We start from the raw sequence: 20,185 nt of genomic DNA on the forward strand, positions 1-20,185 counted from the left end.
TCTTCCGATCTTTAGAACCGTCCTTACCACTCACGAGCCGGTCGGGCGGATCAGGCGCCGATGGTCGCCGCGTCGATGACGAACCGGTACCGGACGTCGCTGTTCTCGACCCGGTCGTAGGCCACGTTCACCTGGTCGGCCGAGATCGTCTCGATCTCCGCGCCGATCCCGTGCTCGGCGCAGAAGTCGAGCATCTCCTGGGTCTCGGCGATTCCGCCGATCATCGAACCGGCGAGCACCCTGTTCCCGCCGAGCAGCGAGAAGGCGTTGTACGACAACGGTTCGCCGGGCGCACCGACGTTCACCATCGCCCCGCCGACCCGCAGCATGCCGAGGTAGGAATCGACGGGCAGCGTCGCGGAAACGGTATTGAGGATCAGGTCGAAGCGGCCGCGCAGCGTCTTGAACGTCGACGCGTCACCGGTCGCGAAGTAGTCCTTCGCACCCAGCTTCAGGCCGTCTTCCTGCTTCTTCAGGCTCTGGCTGAGCACGGTGACCTCGGCGCCCATGGCGACCGCGATCTTGACCGCCATGTGGCCGAGCCCGCCGAGGCCGACGACGGCGACCTTCTTGCCCGGCCCGGCGCCCCAGCGGTTCAGCGGGGAGTAGGTGGTGATGCCCGCGCACAGCAGCGGAGCGGCGACGTCGAGGCCGATCCGTTCCGGGATACGGCAGACGAAGGCGTCCTTCACGACGATCTGCCTGCTGTAACCGCCGTAGGTGTTCTCGCCGTCGAACCCGACACCGTTGTACGTCTGGATGTTCCCCTTTACGCAGAACTGCTCGGTGCCCGCGAGACAGTATTCGCACTCGCCACAGGAATCGACCATGCAGCCGACCCCGACGCGGTCGCCGACCCGGTACTTCGTCACGTCGGAGCCGACCGCCGCGACGACGCCGGCGATCTCGTGACCGGGGACCATCGGGAAGATCGCGCTGCCCCAGTCCTCCTTCACCTGGTGGATGTCGCTGTGGCAGATCCCCGCGTACGCGATGTCGATCAACACGTCGTCCGGACGCAGGTCGCGACGCTCGATCGTCGTCGGCGACAGAGCGGCGCCCGGGGACGGCGCGGCGATGGCGTGCGTGGTCGTCGTCATGAAACCCTCCGAGAAACAGTGAGACCATGTAAGAGGTCACTTACAACGAGCGTAAGAGGGCTCTTACATATTCCGCGACCGGGACGGTGTGATCCACGACATGGGCGGCAAGTACCATCACGGCGACCTCCGCGCCGAACTCGTGCGGGTCTCGCTGGACCTGATCGCCGAACAGGGGCTCGGCGCGTTCTCGGTCGCCGAGGTCGCCAGGCGCGCGAAAGTCAGCCCGGGGGCGCCCTATCGACACTTCCCGGACAAGGAGAGCCTGCTGGCCGCGATCGCGGCCACCGTCGCCTGCCAGCTGGCCGACAGGGTGCAAGAAGCCATCGAGGCCGAGAGCGACCCCGTCGCCGCACTCGCCGCGGCCGCCGGCGCGTACACGGAATACCTCATCGAACGCCGGGCAGGGATGAACATCATCTACTCGGACGGCCTCCAGGGGCCCGAGCACGCCACCCTGCACGAGCAGACCCGCCGCCTGACCGACCAGTTCGTCATGCTCTGCCTGACCGTCGCGGACCGGCCGCAGGACGGGCTCGAACTGATGGAGCAGCTGTTCACTCAGGCGCACGGCTACGGCACGTTCTATCTCGATGGCGTCTTCACGAAACAGGGCTACTCCACGGAAGTCGTCGTCCGGAAGTCGGTAGAGGCCGCCCGCGCCGCCATCGAAGGCCGCACGAAAATGCGACCTGATTAACGTCTGATTTGTCCGATTACCGAGCCTCCCCGCGCCGACAGGATGCGAAGCGCAATTCCTTTCGACAACAAGGAGAACCGCGTGAGCATCGGGCAAGAGGTCGGATCGTGGCGGGAACTGGGCCGCCATACGAGCACCGGCAGGCGGCGGCCACGATCGCGACGATCCTGGCGATGTCGACCGCGTTCGGCGCGGCGGTCGCCGGTCTGCTGGTCAACTTCGGTGGTCACGTCTGCGAGGTGGCTGTTGCGGCCTGAGTCCGGTCAGTTCCGGGAGCGCCTCGTGCGCACGCGCGGGGGCGCTTCCGGACAACGGCCGTCGCACCGGATGTGCGCCCAGACGATCTTCCCGCCCCGCACCGGCTCACGCCGGACGCCCCACTGCACCGCCACCCCGTCGACGACGAGCAGCCCGCGGCCGCGGGGATCCTCGATCTGCGAACACCGCGCCCGGGGTTGCTCGACACTGACGTCCGCGACCTCGATGCGCACCGCGCAGGGTGTCACGCCACGCCACAGCTGGATGTGGCGCGCGCCACCCCCGTGCACGTACGCGTTGGCGACGAGTTCCGTCGCCGCCAGCAGAACGTCGTCGAGATGCTTCTCGCCGAGATCGGGAAGGCATCTGACCACCCAGGCACGCATGTCCGGCAACGCCCGTGGCGTCGTGGCTCGCAGGTCAAGCACCCAGGTTCCCGGCACCGGATGCTCCGCGATACTGATCATGGAGCCACCCTTTCCCGTCGCGCGCGGCCTCCCTGCTGAAGTCGCACATCCGGGTTACCCAGAACGCCCGCCGATCAACCCGTGTCGGACCCGGCACTCCGATCATCGGGCCGCGATACCCTCCAGCACCGTCCTGACCACGGCCTCCACCTCCGGCGAACCGGTCACCGAGGGGCCGTGCGGAAGCAGAGCGGAGAGCACTGTTTCGTGGCAGACACCGACCAGCATCGCCGCCGCCGCGCCGACATCGCCGTCCAGCCTGCCCAGTTCCCTTTCCGCCCGCAGGTATCCGGCGAGACGATCGCGCCAGGTCTCGCCGTCGCCTGTCCGTTCCCCGAACCGCGCGAGCACGACGGGACGGGCCAGCAGCCCGGCGAACGCGGGCAGGATCTCCTTGTGCAGAGCCAACCCGTACGCCACGTGAGCACGGAGATTGGCCTCGACCGTAGCCGAACCGGGGTCGGGCAGCTCGCCGAGTCCGGCTTCTACTCTCCGTACGTGTTCGGCCAGTGCGTCGGCGAGCAACTCCTCCTTGTCGGCGAAATGGTTGTACAGCACGCCATCGGCGACTCCAGCCGCACGCGCGATCACCCGCACCGTGAGTTCCGCGGTGCCGTGCGCGGAAATCAGGTCCGCAGCGGTGCCGATCAGGTGCTCGCGCAGGCTCCGGCCGTCTTCCGCGTGGCGCAGGGCGGCCGCTTTTCTCGGTGACATCAGGATTTCGCCCTGACCAGCCAGGCGGCGCCGCGCAACCGGACACCGCCGGAACCCTCAAAAGGCCCTAGCGCGGCGGAAAGCGCTTCTCGGACACTGTTCGCCGCTTCGGCGCTCACCTGGCCGAGGTGGTACTTGACCGGACCCCAGTCCGCGATGAATCCGGCCGCGTCGGGCACATCCCTTCCCCACACCTGGTCCGCCTCGACACGGTCGCAGGCGACATCGCGGAACCCGGCACCGGTCAGCACCGAGCGAACCCGCGCCGGGTCTGCGAACGCCGTCGGGCCCGTGCCGTCCTCGCCGGTCGGGGTCGGCAGAAACGGCGCCAGTGCACCGAAAACTGCACCGAGATCGGTTCCGGCGAGCGCGGTCATGCACAGAAAGGCGAGCCTGCCGCCCGGTTTCAGCGCCCGGCGGACGTTCGCGAAAGCGGCGACCGGATCGGCGAAGAACGTCACCGCGAACCGGCTGAGCGCGACGTCGAAAACCCCGTCCCCGAACGGGAAGACCTGGACATCACCCTGTTCGAACACCACGTTCGCGACACCTTCGGCCTCCGCGCGCGCCCGCGCCGTGGCGAGCATCGGCGCGGACAGGTCGATCCCGGTCGATCCCCCGAGGGGCGCACGGACGGCGGCGAGCCTGGTCACCTGCCCGTTGCCGCAGCCGATGTCGAGCACCCGGTCCCGCTCGCCGATTCCGGCGGCGTCGAACAGGAATTCGTTGAACCCACTGTTCACCGCGTCGTAGCGCTCGTCGTGCTCGGCCCAGTGCCGTCCCTCGTAGCCGTTCCACGCCTCGGACTGCGCGGTGTTGACGATGCCGGACATCCCAGAACCTCCTCCGTTATGAACCTGCGTTCATGAACATGTGTTCATACTGGAGGAGGTCTGGTCCGCTCGTCAAGCGGCACATGCCCCAGGGGTGTACCGCAGGGGCCTGCGGACACCTGGAGGGGGCATGGAGCAGCGACGTGCGTCATATACGGGGTAGGGGTAAGACTGAGTGGCGTCTCGATACAGCCAAGAGCGTCTTGGGTACCTGCTGGATTTGGCTGGGGCTGATCATGTGTCCGTGAAGGCCTCCTTGCCTACCTTGACGGTAGTGAAGGAGGCCTTCACTACCGTCAGGGTCGCCGCTCTCGTCCCAGGTACACCGCGACCACAGCAGGCACAACTGCCGCGCGTGAAGGCCCCCTTCACTTGCGTCAGGCGCAAGTGAAGGGGCCTTCATGTACTTAAGGCCGGCACGGGCGCCGGTAATGACGGCCTACGCCAGCCGAAGCTCCCTGCCCGGCAAGGAGCGCCGCCGGTCCGTCACCAGGATCATCGCCAGCGTCCCGATTCCCAGCCACACCACCAGCTGCACGATCCCCGACGCCAGGCCGTCCGTCCCCGTCAGCAGCGATCGCAGCGCGACCAGCGCGCCGTTGGTCGGCAGGATCCCCAGCACGGTCCCGAAGAAGCCGGGCACGGTCGAAATCAGCGAAGCGCCGACAGTGAGCACGAGAATCGCGAGGGCGGCGAAACGGCCAGGGCGTTTGAAGATCGCCACCAGCGCTTGGTTCACCACGGTGAACGTCCCCGCCGCGAGGACAAGGAGCACCAGCAGGGTCACGGCCTTTCCGAAACTCAGGCCGAGGAACGCCCAGAACACCCCGGTCAGGATCAACGCGGTCAGCACCGCCAGCGTCGCACCGGGGACGGCCGCGGCGAGGATGATCCGCCAGCTCGGTTCGCGGGTGGTGAGCACGCTCGGCGGCACCGCCTGGATCACCTGGTACGTCGCCAGCGCGCACACCCACAGCGCCAGCACGAGGATCAGCGCCACCGCGCCTTCGCCGAACGTTCCCGAGCCCGCGGTGTCGGCGATCGCGGGCGTGGCGGCGACCTGTTTGAGGTGATCGCGTTCGGCCTGGGTGTAGTCGGGCACCTTGCCCCGGCCGTCGTCGAGGCCCTTGGCCAACTCGGACGCGCCGGATTCGGCGCGCTCGGCGCCATCGGCGGCGGTGCGGGCACCGGTGGCGAGTTCACCCGCGCCGGTCGACAGGGTGGTCGCGCCACCGGCGAGCTGACCGGACCCGTCGGCGAGCTGCCGCGCACCCGAGTCTGCGGCCTTGACGCCGGCGTCGAGTTTCCGCGCACCGGCGGCCGCGGTGCCGATGCCGCCCGCGAGGTCCTTCGACCTGTCCGCGAGCTGCTTGTTGCCGTCGGCGACCTTCTGGGAGCCCGCCGAAAGGTCTTGCACCGCCTTCTTCGTCCGCACGACGGCGTCGCGGATCTCGGCGCGTTTGCCGTCGAGGATCGCGGCATCGGCCGTGAGCTTTTCCGAAGCGGCCTTCAGATCGGCGCAGAACTTGGTGTCCTGCTCGCACTTCTGCGCCAGCTCGGCGAACTTCCGCGCCGAATCGCCCGCCGTGGGCAGCGCGTCGATGATCCGCACGACCTTGTCCGCCAGCGGCGAGATCTTGTCGGCCAGCTGCTTGTTGCCGTTCGCGACCTGCTGCGCCCCGTCGGCCAGTTCTCTGGTCAACCGGGGCAGTTGCGCGGTGTCCTTCTCCGCCTGGGTCAGCCCCGACGACAACCGGCCGGAGCCGTCGGCGAGCTGCCCGGTGCCGTTCGCGAGCTTACGGGCGCCGTCCGCCAGCTGACCGGCCGCACCGCTGAGCTTTCCCGCCCCACCGGCGAGTTCTCCCGCTCCCGCGGCCAGTTTCCCGGTTCCGTCGGACAACTGGCGCAGCCCGACGACGAGCTGATCGCCGCCGTCGGCCGCGGTCACGAGCTGCTGGTGAATCGACGAGAATCCGACGTACAGATTGTCCACATAGGTCTCGACGATCTGGCGGTTCAGCGCGGTGAGCGTCGCGTTCGCGACTTCCCGGCTCGCCACCGGGTCGACGAGGCCGGTGCGCTGCGATGTTTCGACGCGCATGATCGCCTGCTTCGCGTCGAGCGGCTTCCCGGTCGTCGACGTGGCCTGTGCGGAGAAGTCCGGCGGGATGGTGACGACCGCCGAATACGTCCCGTCGGAGATGCCTTCCTTCGCGTCCTCGGCGTCGGTGAGCACCCAGGTGTACGCGGAATCCTCGCCATGCACGAGATTTCCGGCCAGCTCGCGGCCGAGCGGGATCACCTGGCCGTTCACGGTCACCGGCTCGTCGTTGTTGACCACGGCGGCCTTGGCCGCGCCATGGTCGCCGTCGGGCGACCAGAACGCCCACGCCAGACCGAGTGCGACGATCACCGGGACGAGCACGATCCCGAGCCAGGTCTTCCAGGTCAGCGGGCCGAAGGCGGTGGCACGGGCGGAGCCGGTGAAGAAGCGGGGCATCAGCGGACCTCGGCGGGGACGGTGGCGGGCGCCATGGCGAGGCCCGCGACGGCGGTGGTGGGCAGCAGATCCCGCACGATCGCGAGGCTCTGGCAGGACACGGCGAACGTCGCGGCCCTGCTCGCGAACGCCGCTCGCAACCCGGCGCGCTGCGCGGTGGCGACGACGGTGTCCAGGTCGTCGAGGAAGACGAGGCCGACGCCGTCGTCGAGCGCGCGGCGGACCTCCCCGGCCGGGTCGTCGGTCTCCTTGCAGGCGATGAAAGCGACCTTCCGCCGGACCGCGTGCGCGTGCTGTGGCAGCACCCGGCCGAGGACCTTCAGGTCACCGCGAACGTGCGGGACACGACCGGCCAGCGCGTAGAGCAGGGCGCTCTTGCCCGCCGGGCCGGAACCGTGCACGGCGAGGATCTCTCCCGGGCCGAGGTGCAGTTCGACGTCGCGGAAGACGGTGCGCCCGCGGTCGTCGTCGACGCGGAGACCGGCGGCGCTGATCACTTCGGCCGAGCCGGGCGCGGGCCAGTCGGCGAGCCGCAGTTCGTGGACGAGACCGTCGCCCTCGGCGTCGAACACCGGGAGTTTGCGGTCCAGCCACGGCGGCAGCCCCCAGGCGCGTGGGCCCAGCAGCGCCAGGATCGCCGGGACGAGGGTCATCCGCACGAGGAAGGCGTCCACGAACACGCCGACGGCGAGACTGAACGCGATCGGTTTGATCGTGGCGCTGCCGTCGGGCACGAACGCGGCGAACACGCCCAGCATGATCACCGCCGCCGCGGTCACGACCCTCGACGCGGACACGAACCCCGTCTCGATCGCCTTGTGCGCGTCGCCGTGATGGACGTAGTCCTCCCGGATCCGGGACACCAGGAACACCTCGTAGTCCATGGCGAGTCCGAAAAGGACACCCATCAGGATGATCGGCAGGAAGCTGATCACACTGCCGGTGCGGGTCACCCCGAGCGCCTCGGCCAGATGTCCTTGCCCGAACACGAACGACGTGGCGCCGAACGCGGCGCCGATCGACAGCAGGTATCCGAAGGTGGCTTTGAGCGGGACGAGGATCGAGCGGAACACCATCGCCAGCAGCACCAGCGAAAGCCCGACGACCAGGATGCCGAACGGCAGCAACGCGTCGCCGAGCTGCGTGGACACGTCGATGCCGACTGCGGTGAACCCGGTGACCGCGGTCTGCACGCCGTACCGCTCCTTGAACTGCCCTTCCATCGCGCGCAGTCGTTCGACGAGGTCGTCGGTCGCCTCGTCGTACGCGCCGGTCGTCGGCACGACCTGGATGATGGCGGTGTCGCCCTTGGGGTTCGGCGTGGCGAGCGGGACGACGGCGACGCCGGGCACCCCGCGGATGTCGTCGGCGATACCGCTGGTGATCCCGATCGGGTCGGTGGTCGACAGGATGTCCGCGGTGACGACCAGCGGGCCGTTGAAGCCGGGCCCGAAATGCTCGGCGACGACGTCGTAGGCGACGCGGGCAGGCGTGCCGTCCTCGTCGGTTCCGTTGTCCGGCAAGGCGAGCCGGAGATCCAGCGCGGGCGCCGACGCGACCAGGAGCACCCCGACGATCAGCGCGATCGTCACCCACGGCGATTTCGTGGCGAGCCGGACCCAGCGGAGGCTGAAACGCGGCTTCTTCTTGGTCTTCCTTGCCTTGCGCGGTTTCTTGGGCCGCAACCGCTCGCCGGCGAACGCCAGCAGCGCGGGGATGAGCGTGATGGCCACGATCACCGCGACGGCGACACCGCCCGCCGCCGCGACACCCATGGTGGTCAGGAACGGGATCCCCGCGACGAACAGGCCCAGCAGGGCGATCACCACGGTGAGCCCGGCGAAGATGACCGCGGATCCCGCGGTGGCGGTCGCCCTCGCGACGGACTCTTCGACTTCGAGTCCCTCGGCGAGCTGATCCCGGTGCCGGGAAAGCAGGAAGAGCGCGTAGTCGATGCCGACGGCGAGCCCGAGCATGACCGCGAGCATCGGCGCCGTGGAGGACACGGTCGCCACCGAGGTCGCCGCGTAGACCAGCGCCACCGAGACCCCGACGCCGAGGATCGCCGTCAGCAACGGCATTCCGGCCGCGATGAACGAACCGAACACCATCAGCAGCACCACGAGCGCGATGACGAGACCGATCCCCTCGGTGGGGCTGAGCTTCGGCACCTTGTCCGAGAACGCGTCGCCGCCGGTGAGCACCTCGGTGCCGTGGCCGATCCGGTTCTCCAGGTCCTGCGCGATCCCGGCGAGCGCGGTCCTCGTCGACGGCTGGATGTCGGCGAGCCCGACGTCGAGCTGCACGGTGACCAACGCGGCGCGGCCGTCCTTGGACACCGCGTCGTGCACGTTCGGGTCGAAGGGGTTCACCACCGTCGCGACCTGTGGGGCCCGGCTCAGCTCGGGCACCGCGGCGGAGACGGAGTCGCGCACGACGGCGGCATCCGCCCGCCGCCCTTCGGGAACGAGCACGACCAACTGTGCCGAAGTCCCGCTCACCTGCGGGAAAACCCGGCCGAGGTGGTCGAGTGCCTCTTGGGACTCCGAGCCCGGGATCGCGAACGTGTCGTCGGTCCCCTGGCCGAACAGCAGCGCCGCGCCGCCGGCGACACACAGCATGACCAGCCATAACGCGGTGACCAGCACGCGTCCGCGAGCGGCCAGCCTGCCGAGGCGGTAGAGGAATGACGACACGATCGGCTCCCGGCAGTCGTTGGATACATGGCGTATCGTAATGCACGGTGTATCCGATTCACGATGTATCCTGTCCCACAGCCGGGTGAACCGGGCCGATGCGAAAGAATGGCGAGATGACCGAGGAGCGGGGCGCCACCATGACCAGGCGCCGGGCGGATACCCGCCGACGGCTGATCGACGCGGCATACGAGGCCTTCTCCGAACGCGGCATCCGGGACACCCCGGTCGAGCTGATCTGCGAACGCGCCGGCTTCACCCGCGGCGCCTTCTACTCGAACTTCAGCTCGAAGGAAGACCTCTTCCTTGCCTTGTTCCAGGAGGAGAACACCCTCCGGCTCGAACGGTTCCGCGAGGCCACCGAGAGCGTGCTCGGCGAGGCCGCCGTCGGCGCGCACGAAGACCTCTCCCCCACCCTCGGGCGGATCGCCGAACTGTTCATGGTCGCGCTCAACGCGGACAAGGACTGGTACCTGCTGTGCGCGGAATTCCGCACGCAGGGCCTGCGGCAGCCGGAGATCCGCGACCGGATCGGCGCCGCGTTCCGGCATTTCCACACCGAACTGGGCGCGATCCTGGTCGGCACGCTCGACCGGATCGGCAGGCGGCTGACGATCTCCGCGGACGACGCGGTGCTCGTCCTGGTCGCCCTTTACGAGCAAGGACTGCAGAACTACCTGCTGGACGGCAGCGAACTCCCCGCCGACGGCCGGTTCGTCAGCGAGCTGATCCCGAAGGTGATGGCCTCGCTCATCGTCCCGGCGAACTGATCCTTCAGCACCGGGGCGGGAGCCAGCCGGGCGTGGTCACGACCTGCTCCGGCGCCACCGTCGGTTGCGAGGTCCCGAAACCGAACCCGACGAGCCCGCCGGGGCAGACCCGCACCGCGCGGGGCCCGCCCTGGGTGCCGGATTCGCGCCACGCGACGGGATCCAGCCCGACGCGCCACACCTTCCAGAACGGCGCGCCCTGCCGATGACCGGCACAGGCATCGTCGCCAGGAAGACCTTCGATGGCGCAGACGTAGCGAGAATCCCCATACGGTCCGGTTCCGCTCCCCAGCCGTACCGCGAGCCCGGAACGCTCGAGCGCGGCCAGCGCGTCACCGGGTGAGCCGGGCACGCATCGCACGAGCACTCCGGCCGCCATGCCGACCGCGACGGTCACCCCCTCGGTTCCCGCACAGGCACCGGTTCGCGAAACCGGGTCCACGGCGGGAAAAAGGGTCACCAGGGCGAGAAGCACAGACAAGATCGACACCTGCCGAAGACTACGGGTGTCCGACCAGATGCGCACAGTGACCATCTCGGGGAACGCCGGCACGAATCACATTCCGTTTCGCACGAAAGGAGAGAATATGTCGGAAATCGGCCGGATCAGGGGGCTTGCGCCTTCTTCGGCACAGGAAAAAGATGTGTTCTTCTCGTCCGCGCCACTACATCGGGTGCGGCCGAATTTGTCCGGATGATCATAGTTCGTCCGGGTCCTCGAAAGGTTCAGAGCGTGACGCGCAGGCGCCTTACCGCATTCGTCGTTCCCCTCGTCCTCACCGGATTCCTGCTCGCCGCGGGCGGTACCGCCCAATCGCGTCAGCCCACGCAGAGCCCGGTCGACATCTCCCCCGGCGCCATCAGGTTCGATCCCGCTCAGCCGAGGCTGGAGATCTCCTACGGCCATTCGGATCTCGACCTCGAATACATCCGGAAGGACACCTCGGACACCAACGGCTGCGGCACGAGGAATCACGAAGAAACCGAAGAGGCCGTGGTCCGGCCGGGCACCGGGCACGTCACCCTCGCCGGGGTTCGCTACGAACTCGAACAGTTCCATTTCCACACTCCGTCGGAGCACCGCTTCCAGGGCCGCGCCGATCCGTTGGAAATGCATTTCGTGCACCGCGGCGCCGCCGGGAAACTGCTGGTGATCGGCGTGCCCCTGCGCGCGGGCGCCGGGTCGCCGGTGGATCACGTCCTGGCGACGCTCGCCCCGGAATGCGGGGAACCGGTGGCACTGGCGGACTTCGACCTCGACACGCTCCTGCCCCGGAACAGGAGCACACTCCGGTATCAAGGCTCGCTCACCACGGCCCCGTTCTCCGAAGGCGTGCAGTGGTTCCTGATGTCCGAGCAGACCGTCTCGCCGTCGACGATCGCCCGGTTCCGTGGCCTGTTCGGCGACGGCAACGCCCGCGAGCCCCAGCCGCTCAACGGACGGAAGTTGACCGTGGTGCCGCAGAGCTCGTGAGTGGTAATGACGGTTGGAACCAAGGGTGTCTTAGTGCCTGCGGTTGATCCCGGGCCCCGGTCCGTGAAGGCCTCCTTGCCTACCTTGAGGGTAGGGAAGGAGGCCTTCACCACCTTGGCGACCGCCACGTGCGCTCCACCTGCATCAGCAGTCACGCGCAGCCGAGTACCGATCGGTCAGGTCTCGTTTCATCGGGATTTCATGGCTCCGCTTTACGGTTCCGGGCACGGATCCGCGGCCGCGGACCGGTGGTCCACGAGGAGACGTGCATGAGCCCGGCGAGCCGGACCCCCTACAACATGGTGCTGCCCAGGGAAGACTCGCCGAGTCCCGGGGAACGGGATGGGCTCGTCGGACCGGGCTGGAGCTGGGCCGCGTTCTCCACGCCGTGGGCCGACGGCCGCCCGTCGCCGAAGTACCGGTGGACGCTGTTCGAGACGGCCGCCCACGCCGTTGAAGACCTCCGTCACTGCCTCGACGACGGCAACGTCGGCAGACGCGGCGCCCTCTGCTCTTCCGTGCTCCGCAAGCGCGGGGCACCGCGGGAGCTGGTGCTGTGCGACGGCGCGGAATGGGCTTGCGTCGTCCACGAGGTCCGCGCCGGGGTGCACCTGGCCGACGCGGCCGACGCCTACTTCGCGCGCTGGCGGACGAGCATGGCGGGGCACCGCTTCACGATCATCAACGCCGGCGTGCCGACTGTCTGGTGAGGTCCAGACCTTCCAGCGCGAGAGTGCGCTGGAGGGAATCGCCGTCGGGACCGATGGTGGTCAGTACCCACTCGAAGTGTTCCCTGGCGGCCACCGGATCTCCCGCGGCGAGATGGGTGCGGCCGAGCCGGTTGCGGATCTCGGACTCCATCCCGACGATCGTCTCCTCGGTGACCGCTGTCAGCGCCCGCCGCTGGAGTTCGAAAGCCGCGTCGAGATTCCCCAGTTCCAGTTCCGCGGCGCCCATCCTGGCGAGGCTGGTGGCGGCCAGCAGGCCGTCCGTGGTCTCCTCGGCGAGTTCGACGGAGCGCCGGAAGTCCAGCACCGCTTCGGCGAACCTGCCGGTTTCGAGGCGGACGGTGCCGCTGTGGCACAGCACCCTGGCCAGCATCCCCGGACTGCCGATCTCCTCGCTCAGCTCACGAGCGCGGCCGAGGTGGACGAGCGCCTCTTCGTGCTCGCCCTGCAGGTAGGCGAGATACCCCAGGGCGGACAGCGACCGTTCGGCGAGCCAGCTGTCCCCCACCTCCTCGGCGAGGATCATCACCCGCCGCATCCCGGAAATGGCGAGATCGTGCCGCCCGGCGATCAGATCCGCCATGGTGAGCCCGCCGAGCGCCCGCGCCTCCACTCCGCGGTCGCCCGATGCCTGGCCCGCCCGCAGCGCGTCGTCGAACCAGCCACGAGCCCGGTCGAGTTGCCCTTGCATGGCATAGGCGTAGCCCAGGCAGAACCGCAACGACGAGACCAGGCGTTCGTCTTCGGCCTGTTCCGCGAGCGGCAGCGCGACCTGCAACGCCGTCCGGCATTCGTGGTACCGCTGCTGACGCGCGAGATAGTCGACCAGCCCCTCGGCGACCGAGCACGCGAGGTCGGCCAGCCCGGCTTCGGCCGCTTGCGAGACCACCTCCGGCAGGTCGCCGGCCGCGTCGAGCCAGGCGGAAGCGTCACGCTGGCCGGTGAACGGTCCTCCGGTCTCCACCGGGAATCGCGCGACACCCCACTCGCTCGCCCGGCGAGCGGCACTGAGGTAGAGCCCGTACACCCGTTTTCGCGCCGCCTCGGCGGCGCCTTCGGGCATCTCCCCGGCGAGCCGCCGGGCGTAGACCGCCACCAGGTCGTGCAGCCGGTATCGGCCGCTCGCGGGCTCCTGCACGAGGCTGGCGTCGACCAGACTTTCCAGCCGCCGCTCGGCTTCGGCGGGCGAGCAGTCCAGCAGGGCGGCGACCGACAGCCGGTCGAATTCGGTCGTCGGCGACAGGCCGAGCACGCTGAACGCGTTCTGCTCAGCGGGCCGCAACTGGTCGTACGACAGGCGAAGCGCTACCTCGACACTGCGGTCCTCGGCCGTCAGTTCACCGAGCCTGCGCTCGTCGTCCGACATCCGGTCGACCAGGTCCTTGAACGTCCACATCGGACGGTTCTGTAACCGGGCACCCGCGATCCGCAGCGCGAGCGGCAGCCGACCGCACAGCCCGGCGAGCGCGCGCACGGCGAACCGCTCCCCCTCCGCCCTCGGCGCCCCCACTATGCGGCCGAGCAGCCGCTCGGCCGCATCGAGACCCAGCGCGCCAAGGGAAACGCGGCGGTCGGCGTCCAAACCGGACAGCCGACGGCGGCTGGTCACCAGCACGCGGCTACCCGGCCCGGACGGCAGCAGCGGCCGCACCTGGCCTGCGGACTCGGCGTTGTCGAGAACCAGCAGCAACCGCAGCTGCGCGGTCGCCGCCCGCCACGACGCGGCCAGTTCGTCGAGATCGTCCGGCATCGCCCCGTCCTCGACACCGACCGCGCGCAGCAACCGCCGCAGCGCGCGCTCCGGCGTCACCGGCTCGCGACCTTCGGTGTAGCCGTGGAGATCCACGAACAACGCACCGTCCGGATAGGACTCACGGAGCCGGTGGGCCGCACGCACCGCGAGCGTGGTCTTCCCGGCACCGGGGACACCGTCGACGGCGTCGACCGAGACCGACTCCGGATCGCCGTCTTCGACGAGCAGCGCGAGTTCCCGGTCTCTGCCGACGAGTTCGCCGTTGGTGGCGGGCAGTTCGTTGCGGATCCGGCGGGACGGTTCGCGGCGCGGCGCTACACCGAGCAGCGTCTCGTCGCCGCGCAGCACCGCTTCCTGCACCTGCCGCAGTTCCTCACCCGGCTCGACGCCGAGCTGCTCGATCAGCCGCTCGCGGACGTCGGTGAACACCTCCAGCGCCTCCGCCTGCCGCCCGCCGCCGTAGAGCGCCCGCATCAGCAACGCGGCCAGCGGCTCGCTCGGCGGGTCGGCGGACACCAGCGCCGACAGCTCGCCGATCACCTCGTCGAACCGCCCGAGTTTCAGCTGGGCCCGCAGTTTCCGGCGCAGCAACAGAAGCCTGCGTTCCTCCAGCCGTCGCCGCTCGCCTTGGACGAACGCGCCGGGCAGCCCCGTCAGCGGCTCGCCGTGGAACAGCCGGAGCGCGTCGGCGAAGGTGTCCACCGCGGCGACGAGGTCGCCCGACTCCTCGGCGGCGGCCGCGACGGCGGCGACCTCCTCCAGCCGGACCACGTCCAGCCGGACCCCGCCGCTGGCGAACCGGTAGCCGCCGCGATCGGACACGATCACCGAGTCCCGCGGCTTCTGACCCGAGGTGTCCAGGCATTGCCGCAGTCGGCGGACGTACACCGGCAGCACGTTCGACTCCGGCGGCTTCTCCCAGAGCCCGTCGGTGAGTTCGTAGTGGCTGACGGTCACGTCCGGGCGCAGCAGCAGCGCGGCCAGCACTGCCTGCTGCCGGACCGGCCCCAGATCCAGCCGGGTCTCCCCGTGCCAGGCCCGCAACGGGCCGAGCAGTTCGAAGCGAAGTCGCGAGTCCGGCATGATCCCCCCGTCGTTGCGCATCAGCCCGGCACCACGATCCCGTGGTCGAACGCGTACACGATCGCCGCCGCCCGGTCCCGCAACTGGAGTTTGGTGAAGATCCGGCCGATATGGCTTTTCACGGTCACCTCCGAGATGACGAGGGTCGCGGCGATCTCCGCGTTGGTCAGCCCGCGGCCGATCGCCCTGAGCACGTCCTGCTCCCTCGGGGTCAGCAGCTCCGGTGAGCGTCCGCCACTGCCGTTCCCGGCGGCCTGCCGGTACGCGGCGAGCACCCGCCCGGTGACACCGGGGTCGAGCCACGCGTCGCCCGCGGCGACCGCCCGCACGGCCCGGATCAGGTCCTCGGCCGGGGAATCCTTGAGGACGTACCCGGCCGCGCCCGCCCGCAGCGCGTCGGCCAAGAGGTTGTCGTCGTCGAAGGTGGTCAGCGCGAGCACCGGCGGATGCCCGCCGGACCGCCGCAGCCGCCTGGTCGCCTCGACGCCGCCGACGTTCTTCATCCGCAGGTCCATCACGATGACGTCGACCTCGTGCGCGGCCAGCGCCGCCGGAACTTCCGAACCGTCGCCGCATTCCCCCGCGATGACGAACCCGTCGCGGCGCCGCAGGATGCGCCGCAGTCCGGACCGGACCAGCTCCTGGTCGTCGACCAGCAGCACCTGGATCTCGGCGGCGGTCACGGCTTGCCCCCCGGCACGGTGACCTGCACGATCCACTGCCTGCCGCTGGGCCCGGCACTGAGATCGGCGCCGAGCTGGGCCGCGCGGACGGCCATCCCCGCCAGTCCCGAACCGTCCTCCGCCGCGCGCCGGACGGTCGCGGGGAGGGTGTTGCTGACGATGAGCTTCAGCCCAGAACGGCCGGCGTTCAGCCGGACCTCCGCGGTCGCGCCGGGGGCATGCTTGACGACGTTGACAAGTGATTCCTGCACGATCCGGTAGAGGCCCAATCCTTCCGAGGCGCCTACCCGGCCGAGGTCGCCTTCCTGTGTATAGCGCACCGCCAGTCCGGCGCTGCGAGTGCGTTCCACCAGCGTCGCGATGTCCTCCACACCCGGCAGCGGGGCGCTGCCCGACGGGGAGTCGGCGAGCAGACCGACCGTGCGGCGGATGTCGGCCATCGCGGCCCGTCCCACCTGCTCGGCTTCGGTGAGCGCTTCGATCGCCTCGTCGACGTCGCGGTCCTGCTGCAGCGCGTGCCGGGCGCCGGTCAGGTGCAGCAGCGTGATGCTGAGCGAATGGCCGACGACGTCGTGCACCTCACGCGCGATCCGCTGGCGTTCGGCGAGCAGGGCCTTGTCACGGGAAGCGTCACGGTTGCCGCGTTCGGCGTCGAGCACCCTGGTGTACCAGCGGACCATGAGCCCGCCGCTGAGGCCGAGCAGGATCGCGACCATGTACACCGGCCCGCCGATCAGCCCGCCCCAGATCCCCGCCACGACCAAGACCGCTTCGCCCACGATGGTGACGAGGGCGATGCCCCACGTCGTCCGCAGGACACTGCCCGCTTCGGTGGCCGCGACCAGCAGCAGCAACGGCGCGAAATCCGGCAGCACGGGCTCGATGAGCAGCACCGAGGCGGCGATGATCAGCGCCGTCATCCGCACCCACGGCATGATCCAGTCGGTGACCACCCAGATCACCGACGGCGCGATCACGATCAGACCGGCCAGCGCGATCGGCTCGGGCGGCAGCAAGGCGTCCCTTTGCACCAACGCGACCACCGTGAACACGAAGCTCACGGCGCTCGCGCACAACGCCCCCCACCACGGCAGGGTCAGCCCGGCCCGGGTGAGACTCGCCTGCACCCGGGCCCGGAACCGGTCCCGCAAGATCTCCAGCACGGCATCAGCCTAGGAAGTCCCGCTGAACGAGTCATCGTGCGGCGGGCGGCACCCGTCTCCGCCCACGGTAGGAGGCCGGCCGAGCACGGTGGGATGAAATCCGGATGAAACCCGGGGCGGTCATTCCCGGCTGAGCGCCACCCAGTTCAGTTTCTCCTGTTCTCGTTTCGGCAGGCCCGCGACGACGAGGTCATAGGAGTCCTCGGTCAGCTCCCGTACGAAGTCGTCGGTCAGCGAGCCGTCCAGCTCGACGGTATTCCAGTGCCGTTTGTTCAGGTGGTAGCCGGGGACGATGGCCGGATGCTCGGCACGCAGCCGGACCGCCAGATCGGGCTCGCATTTGAGGCTGATCCGCAGCGGCTTCGCCTTGAGCGGGCCGAGCGCGAAGATCTTGCCCGCGACTTTGAACACGCTGATGTCCTCGCCGAAGGGGAACTCCTCCCGGGCGCCGGGGAAGCCGAGGCAGATCTTCCGGAGAGCGGCAGGTGTCATGGCGTTCAGGCTAACCGCCCCCTCCGACAGAAACCTGTCCTGTCCAGGGCGTTGACCGCTTGTCGGTGATTCCTTGACGATGAGTGGAGCCGACTGGGTGGAGGCGGAACCGACATGCGCGTGAAGTATCTCGCCATCGCGGGAATCCTGGTGCTGGGCTTGATGCCGGGTGCCGCGGCAGCCCAAGTGCGGAGCCCCGCCGGCAGCGGCTGGGTGGGAACCTGGGCGGCGGCGCCCGCGGCCGGGGTGGCCGGGACCGACAACGGCTACCCGAACTTCTCGATCCGCAACATCGTCCACACCAGCGCCGGCGGGCACGAGGTCCGCGTGCGGCTGTCCAACGCCTTCGGCCGGACTCCGGTGCTGTTCGGCCGCGTGACCGTCGCGGTCGCCGCGGGCCCGGACACCCCGCAGGCCGTGCCCGGCACGATGCGCACGCTGACCTTCGGCGGAGATCGCGAGGTCACCGTGCCGCCGGGCGCCGACATCGTCAGCGACGGCGCGGCGCTGACCGTGCCGAGGGACGGCGACCTGCTGGTCACCACGTACACCCCGACGCCGTCGGGTCCGGTCACCTACCACCCGCTCGCGATGCAGAACTCGTACTTCACCCGGAACGGCGACAAGGCGGCCGACGAGTCGGCGGCGGCGTTCCCGGAGAAGACCGCGGTCTGGCACTACGTGTCCGGTGTGGACGTCCGCGGCACCGGGTTGCGGGGCAGCGTCGTGGCGATCGGCGACTCGATCACCGACGGGGCGAATTCGACCTGGGGCGCGAACCTGCGCTGGCCCGATCAGTTCGCCGACAAGATCAGCGCGCGCCTCGGCGTGCTCAACGCCGGGATCAGCGGGAACCGCCTGCTGCTCGACGGCGGCAACTACGGCGTCAACGCGCTGGCCAGGCTCGACCGGGACGTCCTGAACCAGTCCGGGGTACGGACGGCGATCGTGTTCGAGGGCATCAACGACATCCAGCAGACCCCGCACCAGGCCGATCCGAACAAGATCATCTCGGCGCTGAAACAGATCGCGACGAGGGCGCACGACCGCGGCCTGCGGGTGCTGGGCGCGACGATCACGCCGTGGAAGGGCTGGGGTTCGTACACTCCGCAGCTCGAAGAGACCCGGCAGGCGGTGAACCGGTTCATCCGGACCAGCAGGCTCTTCGACGGATACATCGACTTCGACGCGGCGATCCGCGACCCCGCCGACCCGCAGCGGATGAAACCCGAGTACGACTCCGGCGATCACCTCCATCCCGGTGACAAAGGCTTCACCGCCATGGCGGACGCCGTCCCGCTGCACCGGCTCCGGCACGAATGAGGGCTGCGCCAGGCGGTTCAGTGGGGCACGATGAACTGATGGCGAGCGGCGACAGCGGTATCCGGGAGACGGCGCGGCTGGTCCGGTTCGCCGAACACGAAGCGCGGGCGGAAACGCTCCGCGCGCAGCTCGCCGATCTCCACGGCACGATCCGGCTGGCGAAGCGGACGTCGAACCTGTTCCGGGCACGGAAGGCGACCAGCACTCCGGGGCTGGACGTCTCGGGATTCACGCACGTGCTCGACGTCGATCCCTTGGCGCGTACGGCCGACGTCGAAGGCATGGTCACCTACGAGCAACTGGTGGACGCGACCCTGCTCCACGGGCTGATGCCGCTGGTCGTGCCGCAGCTCAAGACGATCACGCTCGGCGGCGCGGTCACCGGCCTCGGCATCGAGTCGTCCTCGTTCCGCAACGGGCTCGTGCACGAGTCGGTGCTGGAGATGGAGTTGCTCACCGGTGACGGCAGGATCGTCGTCGCGCGGCCGGACAACGAGCACAGCGACCTGTTCCACGGCTTCCCGAACTCGTATGGGACGCTCGGCTACGCGCTGCGGCTGAAGATCGAACTGGAGCCGGTCGAACCGTATGTGCGGCTCGACCACGTCCGCTACGAAGACACCGAGGAGTACTTCGCGGCACTCGGCGAAGCCTGTCGTAACGGGTCCGCCGACTTCGTCGACGGAACGGTCTTCGGGCCGGGCGAGCAGTACCTGACGCTGGGCACGTTCACCACCTCGGCGCCCGCGACCAGCGACTACACCTGGCTCGACATCTACTACAAGTCGATCCGCTCCCGCGAGACGGATCATCTGAGCGTCCGCGACTACCTGTGGCGCTGGGACACGGACTGGTTCTGGTGCTCGCGGGCGTTCGGCGTGCAGCACCGGCTCCCCCGGCTGCTGCTGGGAAGGCGGCTGCTGCGGTCTTCGGTCTATTGGAAGGTCGTGGCGCTCGACCGCCGGTTCGGGATCGCCGCGAAACTGCTCAAGCTGCGCGGGCTTCCCCCGGAAGAGACCATCGTCCAGGACATCGAAGTACCACTCTCGCGGGCGGCGGAGTTCCTGGACTTCTTCCGCCGCGAGATCCCGATCAGCCCGGTGTGGATCTGCCCGCTGAAGCAACGGCCGGGCGGCGTGAACTCGCCGCTGTACGAAATGGACCCCGAAACGCTGTACGTCAACTTCGGGTTCTGGTCCGCGGTCCCGCTGGAGCCCGGCGAGGCACCGGATACGCACAATCGGCTGATCGAGGCCGAAGTGACCCGGCTCGGCGGGCGGAAGTCTCTGTATTCCGACAGTTTCTATACCGAAGACGAGTTCTGGCGGCTGTACAACGGCGACGCCTACCGGAAACTGAAGACGGCCTACGACCCCGACGGCCGCCTGCTCGACCTGTACGCGAAATGCGTGCGGCGGCGGTGACCCGGGCCCGGAGAAGAGAGACGA

18 protein-coding genes are annotated in these 20,185 nt (G+C 69.2%); 7 read left to right on the top strand and 11 right to left on the bottom strand.

Going from position 1 to position 20,185, the window contains the following annotated elements:
- Positions 1–50 precede the first annotated feature (50 nt).
- Positions 51–1,100: an NAD(P)-dependent alcohol dehydrogenase gene (locus tag LCL61_RS04410; protein ID WP_340685642.1), complete on the bottom strand. Its 1,050-nt coding sequence runs from the start codon at positions 1,098–1,100 to the stop codon at positions 51–53.
- 88 nt (positions 1,101–1,188) lie between these two features.
- Between LCL61_RS04410 and LCL61_RS04415 the strand changes: the two genes are divergently transcribed.
- Complete coding sequence (locus LCL61_RS04415) at positions 1,189–1,800, top strand: TetR/AcrR family transcriptional regulator (protein WP_340685643.1); 612 nt, start codon at positions 1,189–1,191, stop codon at positions 1,798–1,800.
- Positions 1,801–1,907: 107 nt separating this feature from the next.
- A complete protein-coding gene (locus LCL61_RS04420) occupies positions 1,908–2,057 on the top strand; it encodes a hypothetical protein (protein WP_340685644.1) in 150 nt (49 codons plus the stop codon).
- A gap of 6 nt (positions 2,058–2,063) precedes the next feature.
- Here LCL61_RS04420 and LCL61_RS04425 read toward each other — a convergent pair whose 3' ends face one another.
- The 5 genes from LCL61_RS04425 to LCL61_RS04445 form a co-directional block, all read right to left on the bottom strand.
- A complete protein-coding gene (locus LCL61_RS04425) occupies positions 2,064–2,525 on the bottom strand; it encodes an ATP-binding protein (protein ID WP_340685645.1) in 462 nt (153 codons plus the stop codon).
- A 102-nt stretch (positions 2,526–2,627) separates the two neighbouring features.
- Positions 2,628–3,239, bottom strand: coding sequence for a TetR/AcrR family transcriptional regulator (locus tag LCL61_RS04430; RefSeq protein WP_340685646.1), 612 nt, complete (start codon positions 3,237–3,239; stop codon positions 2,628–2,630).
- Positions 3,239–4,072 carry a class I SAM-dependent methyltransferase gene (locus LCL61_RS04435; protein WP_340685647.1) on the bottom strand — a complete coding sequence of 278 codons (834 nt, stop codon included), beginning with the start codon at positions 4,070–4,072 and terminating at the stop codon, positions 3,239–3,241. The genes LCL61_RS04430 and LCL61_RS04435 overlap by 1 nt, the downstream gene beginning before the upstream one ends.
- Before the next feature lie 439 nt (positions 4,073–4,511).
- Entirely contained in the window at positions 4,512–6,572 is a 2,061-nt protein-coding gene (locus LCL61_RS04440; protein ID WP_340685648.1) for a YhgE/Pip domain-containing protein, read from the bottom strand.
- On the bottom strand, positions 6,572–9,268 hold the full coding sequence (locus tag LCL61_RS04445) for an MMPL family transporter (protein ID WP_340685649.1): 2,697 nt from the start codon (positions 9,266–9,268) through the stop codon (positions 6,572–6,574). Before LCL61_RS04445 ends, LCL61_RS04440 begins: the two co-directional genes overlap by 1 nt.
- A gap of 116 nt (positions 9,269–9,384) precedes the next feature.
- On the opposite strand from LCL61_RS04445, the gene LCL61_RS04450 reads away from it, so the two are divergent.
- Positions 9,385–10,038 (top strand): helix-turn-helix domain-containing protein, encoded by a 654-nt coding sequence (locus LCL61_RS04450; RefSeq protein WP_340685650.1) that lies wholly within the window; start codon positions 9,385–9,387, stop codon positions 10,036–10,038.
- 4 nt (positions 10,039–10,042) lie between these two features.
- Here the strand turns inward: LCL61_RS04450 and LCL61_RS04455 are convergent, their stop codons facing one another.
- Positions 10,043–10,528 carry a hypothetical protein gene (locus LCL61_RS04455; protein ID WP_340685651.1) on the bottom strand — a complete coding sequence of 162 codons (486 nt, stop codon included), beginning with the start codon at positions 10,526–10,528 and terminating at the stop codon, positions 10,043–10,045.
- Between the two features lie 243 nt (positions 10,529–10,771).
- On the opposite strand from LCL61_RS04455, the gene LCL61_RS04460 reads away from it, so the two are divergent.
- A complete protein-coding gene (locus LCL61_RS04460) occupies positions 10,772–11,512 on the top strand; it encodes a carbonic anhydrase family protein (protein WP_340685652.1) in 741 nt (246 codons plus the stop codon).
- Between the two features lie 269 nt (positions 11,513–11,781).
- Positions 11,782–12,222, top strand: coding sequence for a hypothetical protein (locus LCL61_RS04465; protein WP_340685653.1), 441 nt, complete (start codon positions 11,782–11,784; stop codon positions 12,220–12,222).
- Here the strand turns inward: LCL61_RS04465 and LCL61_RS04470 are convergent.
- From LCL61_RS04470 to LCL61_RS04485, 4 genes are all read right to left on the bottom strand, one after another.
- Positions 12,194–15,097, bottom strand: coding sequence for an AfsR/SARP family transcriptional regulator (locus tag LCL61_RS04470; RefSeq protein ID WP_340685654.1), 2,904 nt, complete (start codon positions 15,095–15,097; stop codon positions 12,194–12,196). The two genes, LCL61_RS04465 and LCL61_RS04470, sit on opposite strands and share 29 nt — an antisense overlap.
- On the bottom strand, positions 15,097–15,759 hold the full coding sequence (locus LCL61_RS04475) for a response regulator transcription factor (RefSeq protein WP_340685655.1): 663 nt from the start codon (positions 15,757–15,759) through the stop codon (positions 15,097–15,099). The genes LCL61_RS04470 and LCL61_RS04475 overlap by 1 nt, the downstream gene beginning before the upstream one ends.
- Positions 15,756–16,922, bottom strand: coding sequence for a sensor histidine kinase (locus tag LCL61_RS04480; RefSeq protein WP_340685656.1), 1,167 nt, complete (start codon positions 16,920–16,922; stop codon positions 15,756–15,758). Before LCL61_RS04480 ends, LCL61_RS04475 begins: the two co-directional genes overlap by 4 nt.
- Before the next feature lie 120 nt (positions 16,923–17,042).
- Entirely contained in the window at positions 17,043–17,414 is a 372-nt protein-coding gene (locus LCL61_RS04485) for an MmcQ/YjbR family DNA-binding protein (protein ID WP_340685657.1), read from the bottom strand.
- 114 nt (positions 17,415–17,528) lie between these two features.
- Here LCL61_RS04485 and LCL61_RS04490 point away from each other — a divergent pair, with 114 nt between their 5' ends.
- Entirely contained in the window at positions 17,529–18,737 is a 1,209-nt protein-coding gene (locus LCL61_RS04490; protein WP_340685658.1) for an SGNH/GDSL hydrolase family protein, read from the top strand.
- Between the two features lie 38 nt (positions 18,738–18,775).
- Positions 18,776–20,161, top strand: coding sequence for an FAD-binding oxidoreductase (locus tag LCL61_RS04495; RefSeq protein WP_340685659.1), 1,386 nt, complete (start codon positions 18,776–18,778; stop codon positions 20,159–20,161).
- Positions 20,162–20,185 lie beyond the last annotated feature (24 nt).

The sequence above is a fragment of the Amycolatopsis coloradensis genome (assembly GCF_037997115.1).
GTDB classification, from domain to species: domain Bacteria; phylum Actinomycetota; class Actinomycetes; order Mycobacteriales; family Pseudonocardiaceae; genus Amycolatopsis; species Amycolatopsis coloradensis_A.